Genomic DNA, 16745 nt, shown 5'->3' with positions numbered 1-16745 from the left:
ATTTTTTTTCCTGGGTATGGATTAAATAATCCTGGTTTTTTAATGAAATGATACGTGACTAAGTTAATTTATTGTTTCTATTTATTTTCATTTTTGTTGTATTGTGTGCGTTTTTGGTGCTTTGTAACATTTTGATATTTATCGATATTTGTTTTTGTTTGTTAATGATATGATCTGGTTTGACGATGTAAATAAGAATAGTGATAGTTATCTCCTATCATGATGTATCGGATTGAACAGTTATATCATCTGGCAGTTTTTTTTAAGTTAAGTGTATATTTGCGAATAGCGATACAAGGAGGGATAATGTGGTTGTCGAAGATGAAATTTCTCCACTGATCGCTCTTGCGCTAAGTGAAATAAAAAATCGGGCAGCGAGGCCGTCAGATCGGAAACCATTCCGCTTTCTTCCTGCAATGTGGGTACAAACACGATGCTGTTGCGCCATAGTCGCTGAATATACATTAGTGAGTATTTCAGACAAACAAGATAATTTGTTTCTGAAGCAACATATAAATTTTTGTGACTCGATAAATCTGATTATTGAAAAGCTTAAGGATGCGCAGGATAACAGTGGCGTTCAGACGTGCGAGTTCTGCCAGTTTATGGCGAAGATGAACAGGGCTGATAAACACACGCTTAATGCGATTGTTTGTCTGGATACCTATGCTGATGCTTCGCAGTATCTGGGGTTAAGCCAGAAGTCGATATACTCAAGGTTGTACAGTATTCTTGAACGTATCAACGTAAGTGATAAGCGGTTATTTTTTCGCTGGTATAAGTATATGCTGATTCATTCCACAACATTCCGGCCGCGTGGCCTGAATATTGTCCTTTCTGTGGCGGATTTTCCGCCAGGTTCAGAAATGAATGAGATGATCAGCGGACGCTGAAACATAACAGGGAAGGGAATCCGTATGGATTCCCTTTTCGCGCGTAACGTGCTGTTCTTTTAGCGGTAAAGTTCGGCCTTGCCGATAGATGAGAATAAATTCATCTTGTGAACCACAATGGCTTTCGCTGATTCCATTGGCTTGATAAATAGCGCATTAGGTTCGTGACTCCCCGATTTCAGTTCTGCTTCCAGAGCAACAAAGAATGCTTTCTTCATGTCGCTGGAAATGTTGATTTTGCCGATGCCGTGCTGGATAGATTCTGCGACTTCCGCGTCCTTATTTCCCGAGCCGCCGTGGAGAACCAGCGGGATGCTTAATCGTTGCTTAATGGTTTTCAGCCGTTCTATATCCAGTTTTGGCTGCTTTCCTGCCGGATATAAACCATGTGAGGTGCCAATCGCCACCGCCAGGGTATCGACCCCTGTCTCGTTGACGAATTGCTCAGCTTGTTGGGGATCGGTATACAGTATTTCAGCATGTCCACCTTCACCACTGCCCTGTGCCACACCGATGGTGCCCAGTTCGGCTTCAACGGAAATACCGGCAGCGTGAGCAACGTCGGTTACGCGGCGTGTGATGGCAATATTCTCTTCCAGGGGAAGGGCTGAGGCGTCGATCATCACCGACGTGTAGCCGGTACGTATCGCTCGCATAATCTGTTCAAGGGTCTGCCCATGATCAAGGTGAATGACAACCGGTACCGTTGCTTTAATGGCCAGTTCCCGAAGATAGTAGATAAAATCATCGCCGGTGAAGTCATGCTCATCCGGATGAACTTCAAGAATAACCGGCGAACGCATTTTTTCTGCAGCGTCGATAACCACTCGTGCGAATTCGGCAGACGCGATATTAAAAGCCCCGACACCAAATTTATGTTGCTGAGCGACGGATAGCAGATCTTTCATATTCATGAGCATGGTTACATCTCCTGTATAGTTTCAGGGCAATCTTTCTTAATAAAACGAAGAATAATGGCGGTCAGTAATGCGCCGGCGGCGATAGCGACGATATAGGCCACAACGTGGGTAATCACATTGGGAATAAACATCACGAAAACGCCGCCGTGTGGGGCTCTTGACGCGCATCCCAACGCCATGGAGAGCGCGCCTGCGAGACCGGAACCTGCGACAATGGCAGGAATGACGCGTAGCGGATCGGCGACGGCATAGGGGATTGCGCCTTCGGTGATAAAGGACAGGCCGAGAACATAGGTGACTTTTCCGGTATCTCTTTCCTGACGGGTAAATTTGCGACCAAATAGCGTGGTAGCGAGTGCAATGCCCAATGGTGGGACCATCCCGGCGGCCATACAGGCGGCAATGGGTTCATAGATACCTGTCGACATTAATCCGATAGCAAACATGCAGACGGTTTTATTCAAAGGCCCTCCCATGTCGAAGGCCACCATCATGCCGATTAACAATCCCATAATGGCGGCGTTGGTATTGCCGAGGTTTTCAAGAAATGCCGTCAGTGAGTCGAGAAGAAACTTAATCGGTTCGCCAATCACCAGCACCATCAGCGCGCCGGTAATAAATACGCTCAACAATGGCACGATCAAAATAGGCTTCAGGCCGGCGACGGATTTGGGGAGGTTAATATATTTGACGATAACCAGCGTGACATACCCGGCCAAAAAACCCGCCAGCAGAGCGCCGAGAAAACCTGATCCGGTTTGTATTGCCATCATGCCGCCGACCGCTCCTGACACGATCCCCATATTTCCGCTGATCGATTTACTGATCCCGAGCGAGAGGACAGGGAGCATCAACGCAAAGGCAGCACCGCCTCCAATATCCGACAGCATTTTTGCCAGCGGACTAAAGTTGGCATCGCCGGGCGTTGCTGCGGTGATGCCAAATGAAAAGCTCAGCGCGATGAGAATACCGCCCGCGACGACGAACGGGATCATCAGATTAACGCCGGTGATAAGATGAATATAAATCTGAGAAATAAACGATTTATCATTATCCGCTTTGGGGGATTCCTGCGATGTTCCGGACTCAAGGTGTCGCTCTGGTTGTAATTCACCGGAGATAATCTCATCCAGTAAACCTGCGGCATCTTTCGCTGCACGCGTCACCGAGACCCGAATAATATTTTTGTTATGGAAGCGGCTAAGATCGATAACTTTATCCGCAGCGATTAAAACAATATCCGCTTGCCGAATGTCGTCGTCAGTAAAAATATATTCACTTTCAACGGCCCCCTGTGTTTCAACGAGTACAGGAATGCCTTTTTTAAGTGCGCTCTTTTTAAGGTTAGCTTCTGCAAGGTAAGTATGTGCAACGCCTGTTGGACAGGCGGTAATCGCAATTATTTTCATTTTATTCTCCTTGTGAGGATACTACTCTCCGGTATTATTAATAATTAACCGATACAGCTCCTCTTGTGAATTGGCATTAAGTAGTTTCTCCACAACATCATCATCCCCTAATGCAATAGATATGCGAGCCAGAACTTTTATATGTCCTGCTCCGCTGTCTGCCTCTTTTACAGCAAAGAGAATAACCAGTTTCACATCAGAACTATCCATCGTTTCCCAATCGATATTATCCTTCAGTTTGGCAACGGCTATTCTTGTTTCACTCACCCAACGGGATTTCCCATGTGGAATGGCTATCTGGTTTTCAAAACCGGTTGACCCCAGTGATTCACGGGCAAGGACGTCGGTGATAAACCCTTGTTTATTAGTAATAATACCTTCATCGCAAAGTGACTGGGTCAATTGCTCAATCACATCAATTTTGCTGTTCGCCTGCATGTCAGTAATAACGCAGGCTTTATTTAACAAATCGCTGATGACTATTTTATCTAACATGCTCTTTCTCCTGGGGATGGCGCTCGGTAAATAAGGTTTCCGTCACTCGAATTATGTCTTTGGCTGAAAACAGTGCAGAAACATAGGCAACAGGGATCATCATTTCTTCTATCCGTATCGTTGAAATGATTAAGTCACATTTTTTCTCAGATAATGTTTTTTTCAGTCTACTGCCAGGTACAATATCGATAATCTCCCAGTCAGGGAAGGCTTTGGTAATACGACTGTAGAGAAGTTGAGATGTCCCCACGCCGCTTGAGCAGACAAGAATAATTTTCTTATTTTCTTTGACCTTCTCAAGGGCAGCCTGAATATACACGGTTAAATAGGCGACCTCATCCTCAGAAGGGGGATCGTGTTTACTGCGTTTATTTATCATCAGGGTTGCGTCTCTGACTGCAATAAAAACCGGGGAAAGCTCTTTCTTTATTTCATCCAGTAATGGATTGTGGATGATGATCCGAAAAGAAAGGCGGTTCAGCATCGGTTTAATATGCATTACCAGTGAGTTCAGTAGGGTCTGATCAGAGATCAAATCACATTTTAGTGACTGAGAAAGTATGCTGGTTAGCTTGATTGCATAATCCAGTGCTTCTTTGTCCTGCAACCCTCTGGCAGAGGGCGCGGCATGCGCTGAATGTTTGCCGGATGAAACAAGGTATTGATAGATATAGTTCACTTCAATTGCCGGGAAAGTGAAGGCATATTTTTGCTCAAGCCAGATGATGGCTTTTTCAGCAATCAGCCACTCTTTATTATTATGCACCTGTACCGGGTCATTCGCCGGACGACTATTTCTCTTCTCTATCCGTCTGATTGTGACCAGCAAATGTGAGAAAAGATTGGTGTAATAGGGTTCGCTAATGGCACATCCTAATTCATCCTCTATAAAGGTGATGAGATTGATGCAATTGGACACGCTGTCCTGGCCAAATTCATTGATTAGCTGCACTCGGGAGAATCTGTCGATTCTGCTGTCCGTCATCTGATAGTTACATAAAACGCTATGCGTAATGATCTCCTTGAGAGCCATGCGAATATCATAATCCGTGCCTTCAATAAATGTTCCCGTGCGATTTTTTATCATCAGCAGGGCAAAACACGCGACCCATCGCTCTATCTTGTTTAAATCTTCCACAATAGAGGATCGACTGATAAAGTATTTTTCTGATAAAAAACTGATAGATAACGGCGAGGGGGAATGTGTCAGCAAATCAGTCGCAATGCCGACCAGTCTTTTGCTTTTTAGTATGTTTGCAACCTGCTCATCCCCGGAGGTTGCCGGAAGCGATACGATGTCATGCGCATCAAGTTTCAGACCCAAACCGGGTCTGGTCAGTATAGTGCTCTCTTTCCCTGCAAAAAAAAGATTAATGGCTTCGACGTCTCGTCTGAGCGTACTAACTGAAATATTGAGTATCTTCGCGGCTTGCGCCGTAGTCAGCCACCCATTCTCGTGAGCTAAACGGTTGACCAGTGATATTTGTCTTTTGCTTAGCACTTTCATTTTTCGCTCCTTCAATGATAAGTGGGGGGCTTTGATGATGTCAGTTATAACGATTCGAATGACAGAGGGAAATACCAGGAGATGAACGTATGTAAACCATCATAATGAACAGTAGACCAGAGGGGGGAGACGTCATTATACGCAGGTATTTGTCAGTAAACGTCCTTAAGCGAAAAGAAGAAGATGAAAAAGTGGCGGAGTTAGGTTGCAATATTAGCATAATGATACTTTTGTTAATTCGCCCTGCAACGTTATTTACAAAAAGAAAGTAAATATAAATGAATCCTAAACCAAATGAGTGATTTCATAAGATCTGATTTTTGACGATGATGCCTTGTGGGGGATAAACTGATGTGCAAAATAGTGAACAGTCAGGTCTGAAGTTAAAAAAAGAAGAGTGGTGGTATCATAGTGCATAAGGCTGTTGGCGGATTAATTTTATCGTTATTTGAACTTGTGAACTGAGTCAAAGATTTAAATCACCTCCGCTCATGATTTCCCCTTGTCATCTCACGATGAATTAATTAGTCTAAATTGTACCAATTCTTTCGGAGTATGGCATATGAGTTCACTGCCGCAGCGAACACAGGTCATTGAAAACTGGTATCGGGAATCAGAAGATTTTTCAACGCTGGTAAATTATCGGGTATTGCGTGCTGGTCATATATTAACGGGGACGAATTTCCATATCCAACGCCAGTCTGTTGTGGGACATGAACTTATTTTCTGTCTCAAGGGAAAGGGCGTTATTTGCCTGGAGAATAAAAAATATGACGTAAAAGAAGGGTGCCTGGTCTGGCTTCCTGTCAGGTTGCCGCATGAACACTTTCCGGACAGCGCCGATCCCTGGGAGATATTGTGGTTAAGAATTGACGGTTCGAAGATGGACAATATTATGAATTTTCTCAATGTTCTTCATCGACCGGTGTTTGAATTTGAATCACCCGCTGAAATAACCGAAATTTACCATCAATTATTTGGACTGATGAAAAGCCATACTCTGGTCGCAGATGCGCATTGCGACCTGCTGTGCTCGAAATTAATTTATACCCTTCTGGAGAGTCGCAGTCATGAAAATGAAAGCTCACCAGTGATCACACACCGCGGATTAGGCCGATTGATTTATCAAATTCACAGTCATTATAACGATGAGTGGGATATTGATAAATTCATGCACTATTGTCAGGTGAGTAAATCACAGCTTTTTCGTCTCTTTCAGGAGACGTTTAATCAAAGTCCGCTACGTTGGTTGAAAAACTACCGCCTGTCTCAGGCTCGTCGACTGTTAGTTGAAACGGATGCCACAATAGGAAACATTGCCAGTCAGGTGGGGTATCACGATCAACTGCATTTTTCGCGCGAGTTCCATCGGGCGGTTGGCGTCTCGCCAAGCGAATTCCGGAGACGGGAAAAACAACTGTAAATGGCGTCCAGTTCGTTTCAGGTAAGCGAACGGTTTTACCGCGATAAAACCGTTCGCCCACTATCAGAAGAAGGTTTCCATTTGAATGCCGAATGTCCACTCGCCACCCGAGGTGAAACCTTTCTGGCCAAAGGTGTCGTTAGGACTGTATTTATCCAGATCGTTATCCCAGTTCATCCACGTTGCGAAAACGCGTATTTCAGGACGGGTAAAGAAGGGCGAAATATCATCAGGCCGGAACGTTGGCGCAAAGGTCAGCTTATAAAAATTCCCCTTCACCTTCTGATATTGTTGATAGCCATTGGGATCAAGATCCATATACTGCCAGGTTGCTTCATAACCCAGCGCGAAGTTTTGCGTGATATTCTGCATCAACCGTCCGTTCAGGGTAACCCAGCGATAATCATCGCCTTTAACGTAACGATCGGCGCTCTGCTGAGCGAGCAGTGAAGGGGCAAAATCCCAACCAGGCGAAAGATTGACGATGCCATAACTGGCTAAACGTAACGTTTTCGCATCGGACAGTAATGCCGGGTCGGTACCAATGTTTTTCACTTCCGCGCCAAGGCCTTGTCCCCAGGAGAGGACGCTACGCGTTTCACCTTCTGTCAGACCATAAAAACTGTCACCCTGATACCCTAACAGGGCGGTATAACCTTTGTTCGCCGCATTAAAGACTTTATATCCGCTTAAGGTTTCACGCTCTTCATTGTCCTTTGCCTGCATCCCGCTGATGAATAATTGCACCGGGCCAAAATAGTTGTTGGCGGTCAGAACATAGTTTTGTACGTCATTATTCACGACGTCCACATCGCCAAAGCTACGGCCGATGAAGGAAAAGTTACTGCGGATGTTATCAGTCCAGCGGATATCATAAATACCGCCCCCGGTGCCGTTGAGCGCGACGAATTTAGAATCCAGCCAGGGAATTTCGAAGTTGTCACGATCCACGCGTTTACCGGCCCATAGCGTCGTATCCTTGAAGGGGCCAGTAAAACTCGGCAGTGAGGCGATTTCAGCAAAGGCCTGGCTGACATTCAGCGTGCTGGAGTCCGCCGTCCAGTCGTTATAACTTTTCTGCTGATCGGCTATCATCGTCATAAATCGGGTCGTGGCACCGTTCTCCAGTCGCTTTTTCTTCTCCAGATACACTTCAACATACGTATCCGGCTCGTTACCCAGACGGCCGATTGCACCGCCTGTTTGTCCTGCAGGAGTCATAAACGGGCCACCCTGGGTATGCCGGGCATTATGGTTGGTCATCATGCCGGCTCGCGCATAACCGTGCAGTTCAAAATAATCATCCTCATCGGGGGTTATTTTTTCAATTCGTTGGGTGCGGGCTTCCAGGCCTTCTACCGATTTTTTTGCCTGCAGTGATTCTTGCTCCGTCTGTTTTAATTGACTGATCAGTTGAGCATTTTGTTGTTCGGCCAGAGCGGCCCGGCTTTCTGCTTTTTGCAGACGTAATTCCAGTTGCGACAGCCGTTCTTCAATATTTATATTTTGCGAAGAAAAGGCGTAAGGGATAGCAAAAAGATTTACTACGCCGAGTCCGATGCAAGTCATAGAGGTAATTTTCATATTATTCTCGGATGTCTCTATCATTATTAAAATACAGGGGGCTCTGCGCTTTCAGAAAGCGCAGAGAATCAGTGTTATTATTTTTTTTGAATTAATCGAGGTGGTATATTTCTTCCATTTCTACCCACAGTGTTCCTTCAGGTTCGCCCTCAAGCGGCATCTGACAGGGAGACGTTTCTTGCCACCACTCCTGTGTTTTCAGATGCTCCGCCATTTTCTGCTGGTCGGCGTCATAGTCATCGCCGGTATATTCCAGATAACTAAAGAGCAGTCCGTTTTTATAATAAATGGAAAAATTACGCAGATTACATTCTTTTATCATGGCATTGACTTCAGGCCAGGGATTCGCATGGAGTTCCTTATAATATTCCAGTTTTTCCGGCCGGACTTTCACCACGCAACCAAAACGACGGATTTTGTTCATATTATTGACTCTCCTTATTTATCACACCCGCACGCTGAAGAATATTTTCAATTTCCATTTTCATTTCTGCGGTCAGTGGCGACGCAGGTGGCAATGAATGGACAGAAATATCCAAACCAGTCAGTTGTAGCGCATATTTCACCGCGTTATAAAAAGGCTGGTCCAGTCCGTAGAGAGGCGGGATCCAGGACAGGGACTGTTGCAGTTCTACGGCACGAGAATAATCCTGCGCATACCAGGCATCGCGGATCCCACAGGTGAGTTGGGGAGCGAAATTGGCGCTGGCGGGAATACAGCCATCTCCTCCCAAAATTAATGTGCCAAGAAGATACTCATCGTAGCCGGCAAAAACTGCAAAATCAGGGCGCACGGGTTTGACTGCATGCAGCGTTTCCCGGATATGGGACAGCGTATCTACCGTATCTTTCAACCCCACGATGTTCGGGCAGTCGATTGCAAGGGCTTTGATAGTCTGTACCGGTATGGATTGCCCGGTCAGCGCGGGGAAATTGTACAGAATGACTGGAATCGACAGCGCCTCTGCCACCCTTTTAAAGTGCTGAAACAGGTTGCTTTCGCTGAGGGGGTTGTACCAGGGATTCACGACGACCACGCCATCCGCGCCGAGGCGTTGCGCATGAAGACCAGCTTCAATAGTCTCCTGTGTTCCACAACTGGCAATACCGATAAGCACGGGCTTTCGACCTGCAACCAGACGAGTGCAAAATGTGGCGACATCCTGGCGCATCTCGCGGGACATATGGGCAAACTCTCCGGCGCTGCCGAGAAAAAAGAGCCCGTCCACGGGAGAGTCGATCAGGTGTTCGATCAGGATGGCCTGCGCGGTTTCATTGAATTCACCCTCTGCGGTAAAGAGCGTAGGGACGGGAGGAATCACCCCGCTGAACAGCGGTTGGGGCATCGGCTGTGTCATTGTCCGTTCACTCCGTTGAAGGCCTGCAGATAGAGTGCGGCGATCTCATCCACCGTGGCCGGGCGGGGATTTCCCCCGGTACAGACATCGTCAAAGGCGGCCTGTGCGAGCTGCGAAATGTCGTCCTGATTCATCCCGATCTCACGCAGCGATACGGGGATCCCGACATCGTGATTGAGCTGATAGACCGCATCGACAGCAGCCTGTCGTACCTGCTCCAGCGGTAACGTGGCGGCGTCGGGAATGGCCATTGCCAGCGCGATGTCGCGGTATTTCTCTCCGGTGTAGGCCGCATTCCATGCCATGATCTGAGGTAGCAGGATGGCATTGGCGATACCGTGCGGTGTGTTGTATAACGCCCCCAGCGGATGCGCCATGCCATGGACGAGGCCGAGACCCACATTGGAAAACCCCATGCCGGCGATGTATTGCGCAAGCGCCATTTTTTCCATCGCTTCAGCATCGCCAGCAACCGCGCTGCGTAGCGATTTAGCAATCATTTCAATGGCTTTAAGATGGAGCGCATCCGGTAATTCCCAGGCTCCGCGCGTGATGTAACCTTCAATGGCGTGGGTAAGAGCATCAATGCCGGTGGCGGCTTTTAGCGAACCTGGCATTGCATCCATTAAATCCGCATCCACAAGCGCGACCTGCGGAATGTCATGCGGGTCGATACAGACAAATTTCCGCTGATTCTCTTCGTCGGTAATCACATAATTAATGGTGACTTCTGCTGCGGTTCCTGCCGTGGTGGGCAGAGCAATAATGGGCACGCAGGGACGGGTCGTCTCAGCAAACCCCTCCAGGCTGCGGACATCTGCAAACTCAGGATTATTAATGATGATCCCGATAGCCTTACAGGTATCCTGGGGCGATCCGCCGCCGATAGCGATAAGGACATCAGCACCGCTGGCACGAAATTTCTCCACGCCTTCCTGTACCACGGTAATACCCGGATTCGGTACGACACGGTCGAATAATGACCAGGCAAAACCAGCTTCATCAAGTAGGGTGGTAATTTTCTCAACGATACCGCATTTGACCAGACCGTTGTCGGTGACGATCAGGGCTCTGGAAAAACCCCGTCGCGTAAGTTCATTAATTAACTGGCTGCGGCAACCCCGCCCAAACCAGGAGGTTTCATTTAATATCATGCGTTGCGTCATTATAGCGTCCCTCTTGTTGCGGGCAGGCGAGGGTCCACCCACCCGTTGCCGAGTGTGGTCTCGCCTGCAAACTGTTATTTTTTATTTAACCGATTTAATCGGTAATACAAAGAATGATGAAGCAAAAACAAAAATAATGGCGGCAATAAATAATGCTGAATAATCATTATTAAATGTCGCTAACAACCAGGCCGACAATATAGGACTAAACGACTGTGGTAATACTGTCGCAATCGTCAGAATGCCCATATCTTTACCCGCTTGTTTACCGCCGCCAGGTAATACCTGAGTCATAAGTGCCATATCAATGGAAGTGTATGCTCCGTATCCCAGTCCCATAATCGCCGCATAAATATACATACCTGTCAGGGTCGGCATCACCAGGGGTATACAGAGACCAGCAGCCATCAGAATGCTGGAGAGAAAGACGAAAATTTTACGTCGTTGCAGTTTATCGGAGATGATGCCGGATACCAGACCGGAAAAGAGCAGGGTGACCAGCGTAATGACCGAGATCGTGCCGATGGCATAATTGGACTCTTCAACACTTAAGCCAATGAAATCCTGAAGGATATACAGCTGATAGGTTACCACGCCCTGGTAGCCCAGATACATTGCAAAGCGACCAAAAAATGCCCAGCCGAAATCGGGGTACTGGCGTGGGCTAACCCAGAAGTTTTTGAAAAATGTTCCCCATTTGAAGGGTTCTACCGGCAGATTTCGCGTTGAAGGTTCCCGGTTAATCAATACGAACGCGACACAGCAGGCTGCAATAGCCAGGGCAAAAACCAGATAGCCTAACTGGAGATTCCAGGCCAGATACCCGGCCAGAATGATGCCGACGGTTCCGCCTGCCGTCGATCCCGCGCCGACGAAACCCGAGGCTATCCCTCTGTTTTCAGGTAAGAATCGGTCTGCCACGACGGTCGCGAGCGGCCCGTTCATACAGTTCAGAGAGACGGCAGCCATCAGCCAGAAAACCGCAATGCCGGCGATAGTTGTCATCATCGAGATACCGAAAATCGCCAACCCACCAATTAGCGCACCACCAACAATAAAAGGAGAGCGGCGGCCCCATGTTGAACGGCATCGATCGGATAATGCCCCGGCAATAGGTTGCGCAAAAATAGTAAACAACAGCGCCGTGGTCATCACGATGGCAAGGTTGTTAGCCTTATTGGCCGGATCGATTTGCGCGACATGATTTGGCAACAGAACAGAAATGACGCCGCAATACAAGGCCAGCAGAACAAAGAAATTGGCGAACAGGGAGGCCAGCAATATATTTTTCTTTTTTCCGGTGACCATGATATTGCTTTCGGGAGAGTCGGCTTGATGCTTATCGGCAACCTTCCCGGATGGCAATGAATTGATATTATCAGACATGCTTATTTCCTCAAATTTTATTCAGTAGGGTAAAATGAAATAAACGACATCAGTGCGAATACGATTTTATTAACCTTTTTTGGCTTTGCTCAGGTATATATTTCTGGCGTTATCAACCATTATTGCGTTTATTTCCTCCGGCGACAGAGACGTAATGGCTTCAGTTACGCAATTCCTCCAGCGGGTGTAGCCTCCGGCCAGTTCAACAACCGGCCAGTCTCCGCCAAATAAACAGCGCTGAGCGCCAAATGTGGTTATGGCCTGCTGTATCCAGGGCTTCAGTTGTTCGGGTTGCCAGTTTTCCCAGTTGGCCTCCGTCGGGAGTCCAGAGATCTTGCAGACGAGGTTGGGGAAGGTTGCCAACTTCTTGATCCCCTCCGCCCATTCTTGCCATTCATTACGGATGATGGCCGGTTTGCCCATATGATCGAGAACCACGCGAGCTTCCGGTGCCCGTTCATAGAGCCATGTCATCAGATCAAACAGGGCCGGGAGTTGCGCCGCTCTGACGCACATATCAATGACAAAGCCTTTTTCTACTGCGGCCAGTAGACCAGCGCGATAGTCCGCGCTGTAGAACCATTCCAGCGCTTCGTTCTGTAGGGAACGTCGGATGCCCACCACACGTGGAAGTTGTTGTAACTGATGCAGATAAGGAATGACGGCGTTACCGCATTCCAGAGGTGCCCAGGCGACAATACCTGCCACGGCGACCGGACTGTCATCAGCCAGATGATTCAGCCAGTTCACCTCTTTAATCGCATGTTCCGCGGCGCAGTCGGCCTGAATTACAATCGCCGCTTCTGGCGCGCCGACTTGACGGGCAAGTTCCTGCGGCATAAAGGTCCGGTTTAATGACGGCAGGTCGCGAAGCCAGTCATAGCGCAACAAGCACGGATCCCAGAGGTGAAGATGACTGTCGAGGGTTCTCATTTCTGCGCCTTCCCGCCGTTACCCGGCAATACATCCCAGCCGATGTTTAGCACCGGTGCCATCAGGGCGTTAATGTTGTCCAGCAGTTCAGGATCGAGCGGTTGCTCAGACCAGCGGACGTTATCAAGCATGTTCCCGGCACTGGCTGTCCCTATGACGGTGGAGGCGATACCGTGCTCAGCCGCGGTCGTCAGAGCAAACTGCAGGGCTATCTGCGCAATGTTGACGCCATAGCTATCACACAGTTCAGACACGCGGCGACACACGCGTTGGACATCGTCGTGGGCCGGATGCCAGTCCGGCGCACCTGAACGGGTCAACAGTCCCATTGAGAGAGGAGACGCGTTGAGGACGCCAATACCGGCTTCGTTCAACCGTTGCGCTACGGCTCCCAGTCGTCGGTCCTGTAAAGTCCATGTGCAATAGGCCATGACGGTATCGACTTTCTGCTCGCAGGCGACGCGTTCGAGCAGCGGCAGATCGTATCCGGTGATGCCAATGTGGCGCACCACGCCGCTGTCCCGGAGCTCACGAAGCGTTGGTAGCGCTTCATCCAGCAACTGCGTCATATCCCCGTATTCAATGTCGTGGCACTGAATGACATCAATGTAATCACACCCCAGACGGCTGAGACTCTCATCCACACTGCGTAGGGTGGCATCGCGCGAGAAGTCCCAAAGGCTGTCACCGTAGCGTCCTACCTTGGTGGCAAGGGTGTAACGTTCACGACGAACGCCCTTGAGCGCGGCGCCTAATGCCGTTTCGGCTTTTGTGAGTCCGTAATAGGGGGCAACATCAAAATAGTTCACGCCATGACTTAGTGCGGTTGCCACCGTTTCATTGGCTTGCTGTTGGGACACGGGATGATAGATGCTACCCAGCGAAGCCGCTCCCATCGCGAGAACGGGTACCTGAATTCCTGTGTGACCCAGAGATACGGTTTTCATTTTTTTGTCCTTTATCATTGTTCGCGTAATGGTGACTGGAGCGTTAGCCTTAGCCCGGCACGTTCCGGTCTGACATGAGGGCCCCGGGCAATTGTCCAGCTCCCCTTATCCTGCTGCGACTGAATCGCCGTTTCATCAATGGAAATCCCCAGTCCGGGCTCATCGCCCAAGAGGATGCCGCCATTTTCTATGCGTTGATCTACCTGTAGACCCAACGGAAAATTCAGATCCTGCACTTCACAACTCAGATGATTGGCGACCGCGGCAGCGGCATGGGCGACGGGATTCGCGTTGTAGCCGACGGGGCTGACCGGAAGATTAAACGCCTGTGCCAGATTCGCCACGCGCAGAAAATGGGTAATTCCCCAGCACATCCCCGCCTGCAGGACATCGACCGCCTGTTCCTTCAGTAATGGCAGGTACTGTTCAATGCCCGTCAGGTTTTCTCCCGTCGCCACCGCGCAGGAGATTTGCTGGCGGATCGCGGCGTGACCGGTGGCATCCCAGCGACGGACTGGCTCCTCAATCCAGCTCAGATCCAGCGTTTCCTGCAAGCGGTTGATGTAACGGACGGCCTGTTTGCTGTTCATTGATTCATTGACGTCCAGCATCATGACTGGCGAAGGGGTGTTGCGCAGATAAACCTCCCTGACCGCCGTAAAGCGCTGCCGATCCTGCTCAACGTCCAGCCCGCCTTTGAGTTTGAACGCGCTGAATCCTCGTTCGGCAAAACGTTGATGCAACGCGACCAGCGCATCCAGTGAGAGCGGGTAATCCAGTCCCGAAGCGTAGCCGGGAACGAATCCACGTCTTGCGCCAAGCTGCCGCCAGAGCGGTTCTCCCGCACACTTTGCTTTCAGATCCCATAGGGCCATGTCGACAACGCCAATGGCACCGAAGGTGCTACCGGCGTGACCACTCTTGAAAACCCAGGCCAGCATGCGATCGTAAAGTGCGGTTACTGCACGGGGATCTTCACCTTCAATGGCCGGGAAGACGCGTTCGATGTCGGCATGTCCACCCAGGCCAATGCCGGTGATCCCCTCGTCTGTTTCCAGCATCAGTATGGGCACTTCGGTCACGCCGGACTCGATGGTACCGTTGACATCACCAATCGGTCTCTCCCAGTGATGCCAGGTCGTTAGCGTACGCCAGCCTGTAATTTTCATTGCCTCACTCCTCTGTGCGCTGCACGGTACGTAAATCAATCACCATTCTTCCCTGGATTGTGCCGTCGTCCATCTCCCTGAAAATGGCATTGAGTTCCTCCAGTTTTCGAGGCTGCACGATGGGGCGAACGCGCCCGGCCAGCGCATGTCCGAAGGCTTCCGCCAAATCCTGACGGGTTCCCACCAGGCTGCCGACAATCTGGATGCCATCCAGAACCGTTTTGACAATATTCAGTGAAAGCTCGCCAGCAGGAACCGCTACGCAAACTACTTTTCCCCCGGCTCTGACACTGTTAACCGCCTGATTAAAGGCCGAGCGCGCCACCGCAACAACGATCGCCGAATGCGCGCCGCCGCCGGTCAGTTCATGAATACGAGCGGGGACATCCTCTTTACCGGGGTTCAGGGTGATTTCCGCGCCGCTTTCTTTGGCCAGCGCCAGTTTGTCATCCTGTATATCGATGGCGATCACGCGGGCATTAAACACATTGCGCGCAAACTGGATCGCCATATTGCCTAAACCGCCTGCACCCCAGATTGCCAGCCACTGCCCCGGACGGACTCCCGAAACCTGAGCGGCTTTGTAAGTTGTCACGCCCGCGCAGGTAATGCTGCTGGCCACCAGGGGATCCAGACCTTCCGGAACTTTCACCGCGTAGTCCGCTTTGACGATGCATTGCTCTGCCATCGCGCCATCAACGCTGTAACCGGCATTTTTTACGTTGCGGCAGAAGGTCTCCCGCCCGCTGACACAGTATTCGCATACGCCACAACCCTCGTAAAACCAGGCAATACTGACGCGATCGCCCACCTTCAGGCTGGTCACGTCGTCGGCAATGGCGCTGACAATCCCGATGCCTTCGTGTCCGGGGATACGCCCTGGCACCGGGCCAAAGTCCCCCTGCACAACGTGTAAATCGGTGTGGCAGACACCGCAGCATTCAACGTTAACCAACGCTTCGCCGGAGGCTAACGCCCGGACTGCCTGATGGCGAAATTCCACTTTGCCCGGCTGCGCCTGACTGATTACTGCTGCTTTCATCATCATGTCCTGTCAGTTAAGTTCCGGTACGATGTTGTCGACAATACGCTGGCGTCGTGCAACATAGGCGGGAAGCGGCTGTACGCCTGACGCGTCAGTGAACCAGGCAAACGGATCGGTGCTGGCGACAAGGGCGAAGTTGGCCCAGGGTTCGAATGAGCCAGAGCGAATAATCAGCCTGGCCTGTTGGGCAATCTCGTGGCACAGCGTTTCATGACTCGCAGCGAAGAATTCCGCGCCAGAACCGGTGTAGATCGTTTGCACTTCGCGATACAACTGCGGATGGCAATCACGGACTTCGCTGGCAAAATGCACCTCTTCAACAAAGAGTTCCTTACGCAGTACACGCAGGATCTCCCGGACGTCAATCTGACCGGGCCAGAAGCCGAGGTCGATCCGGTTCGCTTGTGCAGGAATCGGGAATCCCGCATCGGTGACCAGCACAATATCGGTATGGCCTAACGTGGCTAATGCTGCGGCAAGCTCGGGGTGTAAAATTCTGTCGGGTCTCAT

16 protein-coding genes are annotated in these 16745 nt (G+C 49.7%); 2 read left to right on the top strand and 14 right to left on the bottom strand.

The window, feature by feature from the left end; all coding sequences use genetic code 11:
• Positions 1-308 precede the first annotated feature (308 nt).
• A complete protein-coding gene (locus I6L53_RS13515) occupies positions 309-893 on the top strand; it encodes a hypothetical protein (RefSeq protein WP_042319873.1) in 585 nt (194 codons plus the stop codon).
• A gap of 59 nt (positions 894-952) precedes the next feature.
• On the opposite strand, the gene I6L53_RS13510 is transcribed toward I6L53_RS13515, so the two are convergent.
• From I6L53_RS13510 to I6L53_RS13495, 4 genes are read right to left on the bottom strand one after another with little or no spacing between them, the layout of a single operon-like run.
• A complete protein-coding gene (locus I6L53_RS13510) occupies positions 953-1813 on the bottom strand; it encodes a ketose-bisphosphate aldolase (protein WP_042319870.1) in 861 nt (286 codons plus the stop codon).
• Between the two features lie 2 nt (positions 1814-1815).
• Positions 1816-3222 (bottom strand): PTS fructose transporter subunit IIC, encoded by a 1407-nt coding sequence (locus tag I6L53_RS13505; RefSeq protein ID WP_042319869.1) that lies wholly within the window; start codon positions 3220-3222, stop codon positions 1816-1818.
• 21 nt (positions 3223-3243) lie between these two features.
• Positions 3244-3717 (bottom strand): PTS sugar transporter subunit IIA, encoded by a 474-nt coding sequence (locus tag I6L53_RS13500; RefSeq protein WP_042319868.1) that lies wholly within the window; start codon positions 3715-3717, stop codon positions 3244-3246.
• The gene (locus I6L53_RS13495) at positions 3707-5224 is read right to left on the bottom strand and encodes a BglG family transcription antiterminator (RefSeq protein ID WP_042319867.1); all 1518 of its coding nucleotides are present in this window, start codon (positions 5222-5224) and stop codon (positions 3707-3709) included. Before I6L53_RS13495 ends, I6L53_RS13500 begins: the two co-directional genes overlap by 11 nt.
• Positions 5225-5786: 562 nt before the next feature.
• Between I6L53_RS13495 and I6L53_RS13490 the strand changes: the two genes are divergently transcribed.
• Positions 5787-6647: an AraC family transcriptional regulator gene (locus I6L53_RS13490; RefSeq protein ID WP_042319864.1), complete on the top strand. Its 861-nt coding sequence runs from the start codon at positions 5787-5789 to the stop codon at positions 6645-6647.
• 63 nt (positions 6648-6710) lie between these two features.
• Here I6L53_RS13490 and I6L53_RS13485 read toward each other — a convergent pair whose 3' ends face one another.
• From I6L53_RS13485 to I6L53_RS13440, 10 genes are all read right to left on the bottom strand, one after another.
• Positions 6711-8216 carry a carbohydrate porin gene (locus I6L53_RS13485; RefSeq protein WP_232231078.1) on the bottom strand — a complete coding sequence of 502 codons (1506 nt, stop codon included), beginning with the start codon at positions 8214-8216 and terminating at the stop codon, positions 6711-6713.
• Between the two features lie 106 nt (positions 8217-8322).
• On the bottom strand, positions 8323-8655 hold the full coding sequence (locus tag I6L53_RS13480; protein ID WP_174349259.1) for an L-rhamnose mutarotase: 333 nt from the start codon (positions 8653-8655) through the stop codon (positions 8323-8325).
• A gap of 1 nt (position 8656) precedes the next feature.
• Positions 8657-9589, bottom strand: a complete 933-nt coding sequence (locus tag I6L53_RS13475) for a dihydrodipicolinate synthase family protein (protein ID WP_232231077.1) — start codon at positions 9587-9589, stop codon at positions 8657-8659.
• Positions 9586-10755: a lactaldehyde reductase gene (gene fucO / locus I6L53_RS13470; RefSeq protein ID WP_042319861.1), complete on the bottom strand. Its 1170-nt coding sequence runs from the start codon at positions 10753-10755 to the stop codon at positions 9586-9588. Before fucO ends, I6L53_RS13475 begins: the two co-directional genes overlap by 4 nt.
• An 81-nt stretch (positions 10756-10836) precedes the next feature.
• Positions 10837-12141: an MFS transporter gene (locus I6L53_RS13465; protein ID WP_084196581.1), complete on the bottom strand. Its 1305-nt coding sequence runs from the start codon at positions 12139-12141 to the stop codon at positions 10837-10839.
• 69 nt (positions 12142-12210) lie between these two features.
• Complete coding sequence (locus tag I6L53_RS13460; RefSeq protein ID WP_052425385.1) at positions 12211-13074, bottom strand: amidohydrolase family protein; 864 nt, start codon at positions 13072-13074, stop codon at positions 12211-12213.
• The gene (locus tag I6L53_RS13455; RefSeq protein WP_042319859.1) at positions 13071-14021 is read right to left on the bottom strand and encodes an aldo/keto reductase; all 951 of its coding nucleotides are present in this window, start codon (positions 14019-14021) and stop codon (positions 13071-13073) included. The genes I6L53_RS13460 and I6L53_RS13455 overlap by 4 nt, the downstream gene beginning before the upstream one ends.
• A 14-nt stretch (positions 14022-14035) precedes the next feature.
• Positions 14036-15190 (bottom strand): mandelate racemase/muconate lactonizing enzyme family protein, encoded by a 1155-nt coding sequence (locus I6L53_RS13450; protein ID WP_042319858.1) that lies wholly within the window; start codon positions 15188-15190, stop codon positions 14036-14038.
• Positions 15191-15194: 4 nt separating this feature from the next.
• Positions 15195-16232: an alcohol dehydrogenase AdhP gene (gene adhP / locus I6L53_RS13445; RefSeq protein WP_042319856.1), complete on the bottom strand. Its 1038-nt coding sequence runs from the start codon at positions 16230-16232 to the stop codon at positions 15195-15197.
• A 12-nt stretch (positions 16233-16244) separates the two neighbouring features.
• Entirely contained in the window at positions 16245-16745 is a 501-nt protein-coding gene (locus tag I6L53_RS13440) for an RbsD/FucU domain-containing protein (protein ID WP_042319855.1), read from the bottom strand.

It is taken from the genome of Citrobacter farmeri (assembly GCF_019048065.1).
Classification (GTDB): Bacteria; Pseudomonadota; Gammaproteobacteria; order Enterobacterales; family Enterobacteriaceae; genus Citrobacter_A; species Citrobacter_A farmeri.
This window is presented reverse-complemented; position numbering and strand designations above follow the sequence as displayed.

Coding starts and splice junctions, on each gene's coding strand:
- I6L53_RS13510 (WP_042319870.1), bottom strand. CDS start 1,813: ATGCTCATGAATATGAAAGATCTGCTATCCGTCGCTCAGCAACATAAA.
- I6L53_RS13505 (WP_042319869.1), bottom strand. CDS start 3,222: ATGAAAATAATTGCGATTACCGCCTGTCCAACAGGCGTTGCACATACT.
- I6L53_RS13500 (WP_042319868.1), bottom strand. CDS start 3,717: ATGTTAGATAAAATAGTCATCAGCGATTTGTTAAATAAAGCCTGCGTT.
- I6L53_RS13495 (WP_042319867.1), bottom strand. CDS start 5,224: ATGAAAGTGCTAAGCAAAAGACAAATATCACTGGTCAACCGTTTAGCT.
- I6L53_RS13490 (WP_042319864.1), top strand. CDS start 5,787: ATGAGTTCACTGCCGCAGCGAACACAGGTCATTGAAAACTGGTATCGG.
- I6L53_RS13485 (WP_232231078.1), bottom strand. CDS start 8,216: ATGACTTGCATCGGACTCGGCGTAGTAAATCTTTTTGCTATCCCTTAC.
- I6L53_RS13480 (WP_174349259.1), bottom strand. CDS start 8,655: ATGAACAAAATCCGTCGTTTTGGTTGCGTGGTGAAAGTCCGGCCGGAA.
- I6L53_RS13475 (WP_232231077.1), bottom strand. CDS start 9,589: ATGACACAGCCGATGCCCCAACCGCTGTTCAGCGGGGTGATTCCTCCC.
- fucO (WP_042319861.1), bottom strand. CDS start 10,755: ATGACGCAACGCATGATATTAAATGAAACCTCCTGGTTTGGGCGGGGT.
- I6L53_RS13465 (WP_084196581.1), bottom strand. CDS start 12,141: ATGTCTGATAATATCAATTCATTGCCATCCGGGAAGGTTGCCGATAAG.
- I6L53_RS13460 (WP_052425385.1), bottom strand. CDS start 13,074: ATGAGAACCCTCGACAGTCATCTTCACCTCTGGGATCCGTGCTTGTTG.
- I6L53_RS13455 (WP_042319859.1), bottom strand. CDS start 14,021: ATGAAAACCGTATCTCTGGGTCACACAGGAATTCAGGTACCCGTTCTC.
- I6L53_RS13450 (WP_042319858.1), bottom strand. CDS start 15,190: ATGAAAATTACAGGCTGGCGTACGCTAACGACCTGGCATCACTGGGAG.
- adhP (WP_042319856.1), bottom strand. CDS start 16,232: ATGAAAGCAGCAGTAATCAGTCAGGCGCAGCCGGGCAAAGTGGAATTT.
- I6L53_RS13440 (WP_042319855.1), bottom strand. CDS start 16,745: ATGAGACCCGACAGAATTTTACACCCCGAGCTTGCCGCAGCATTAGCC.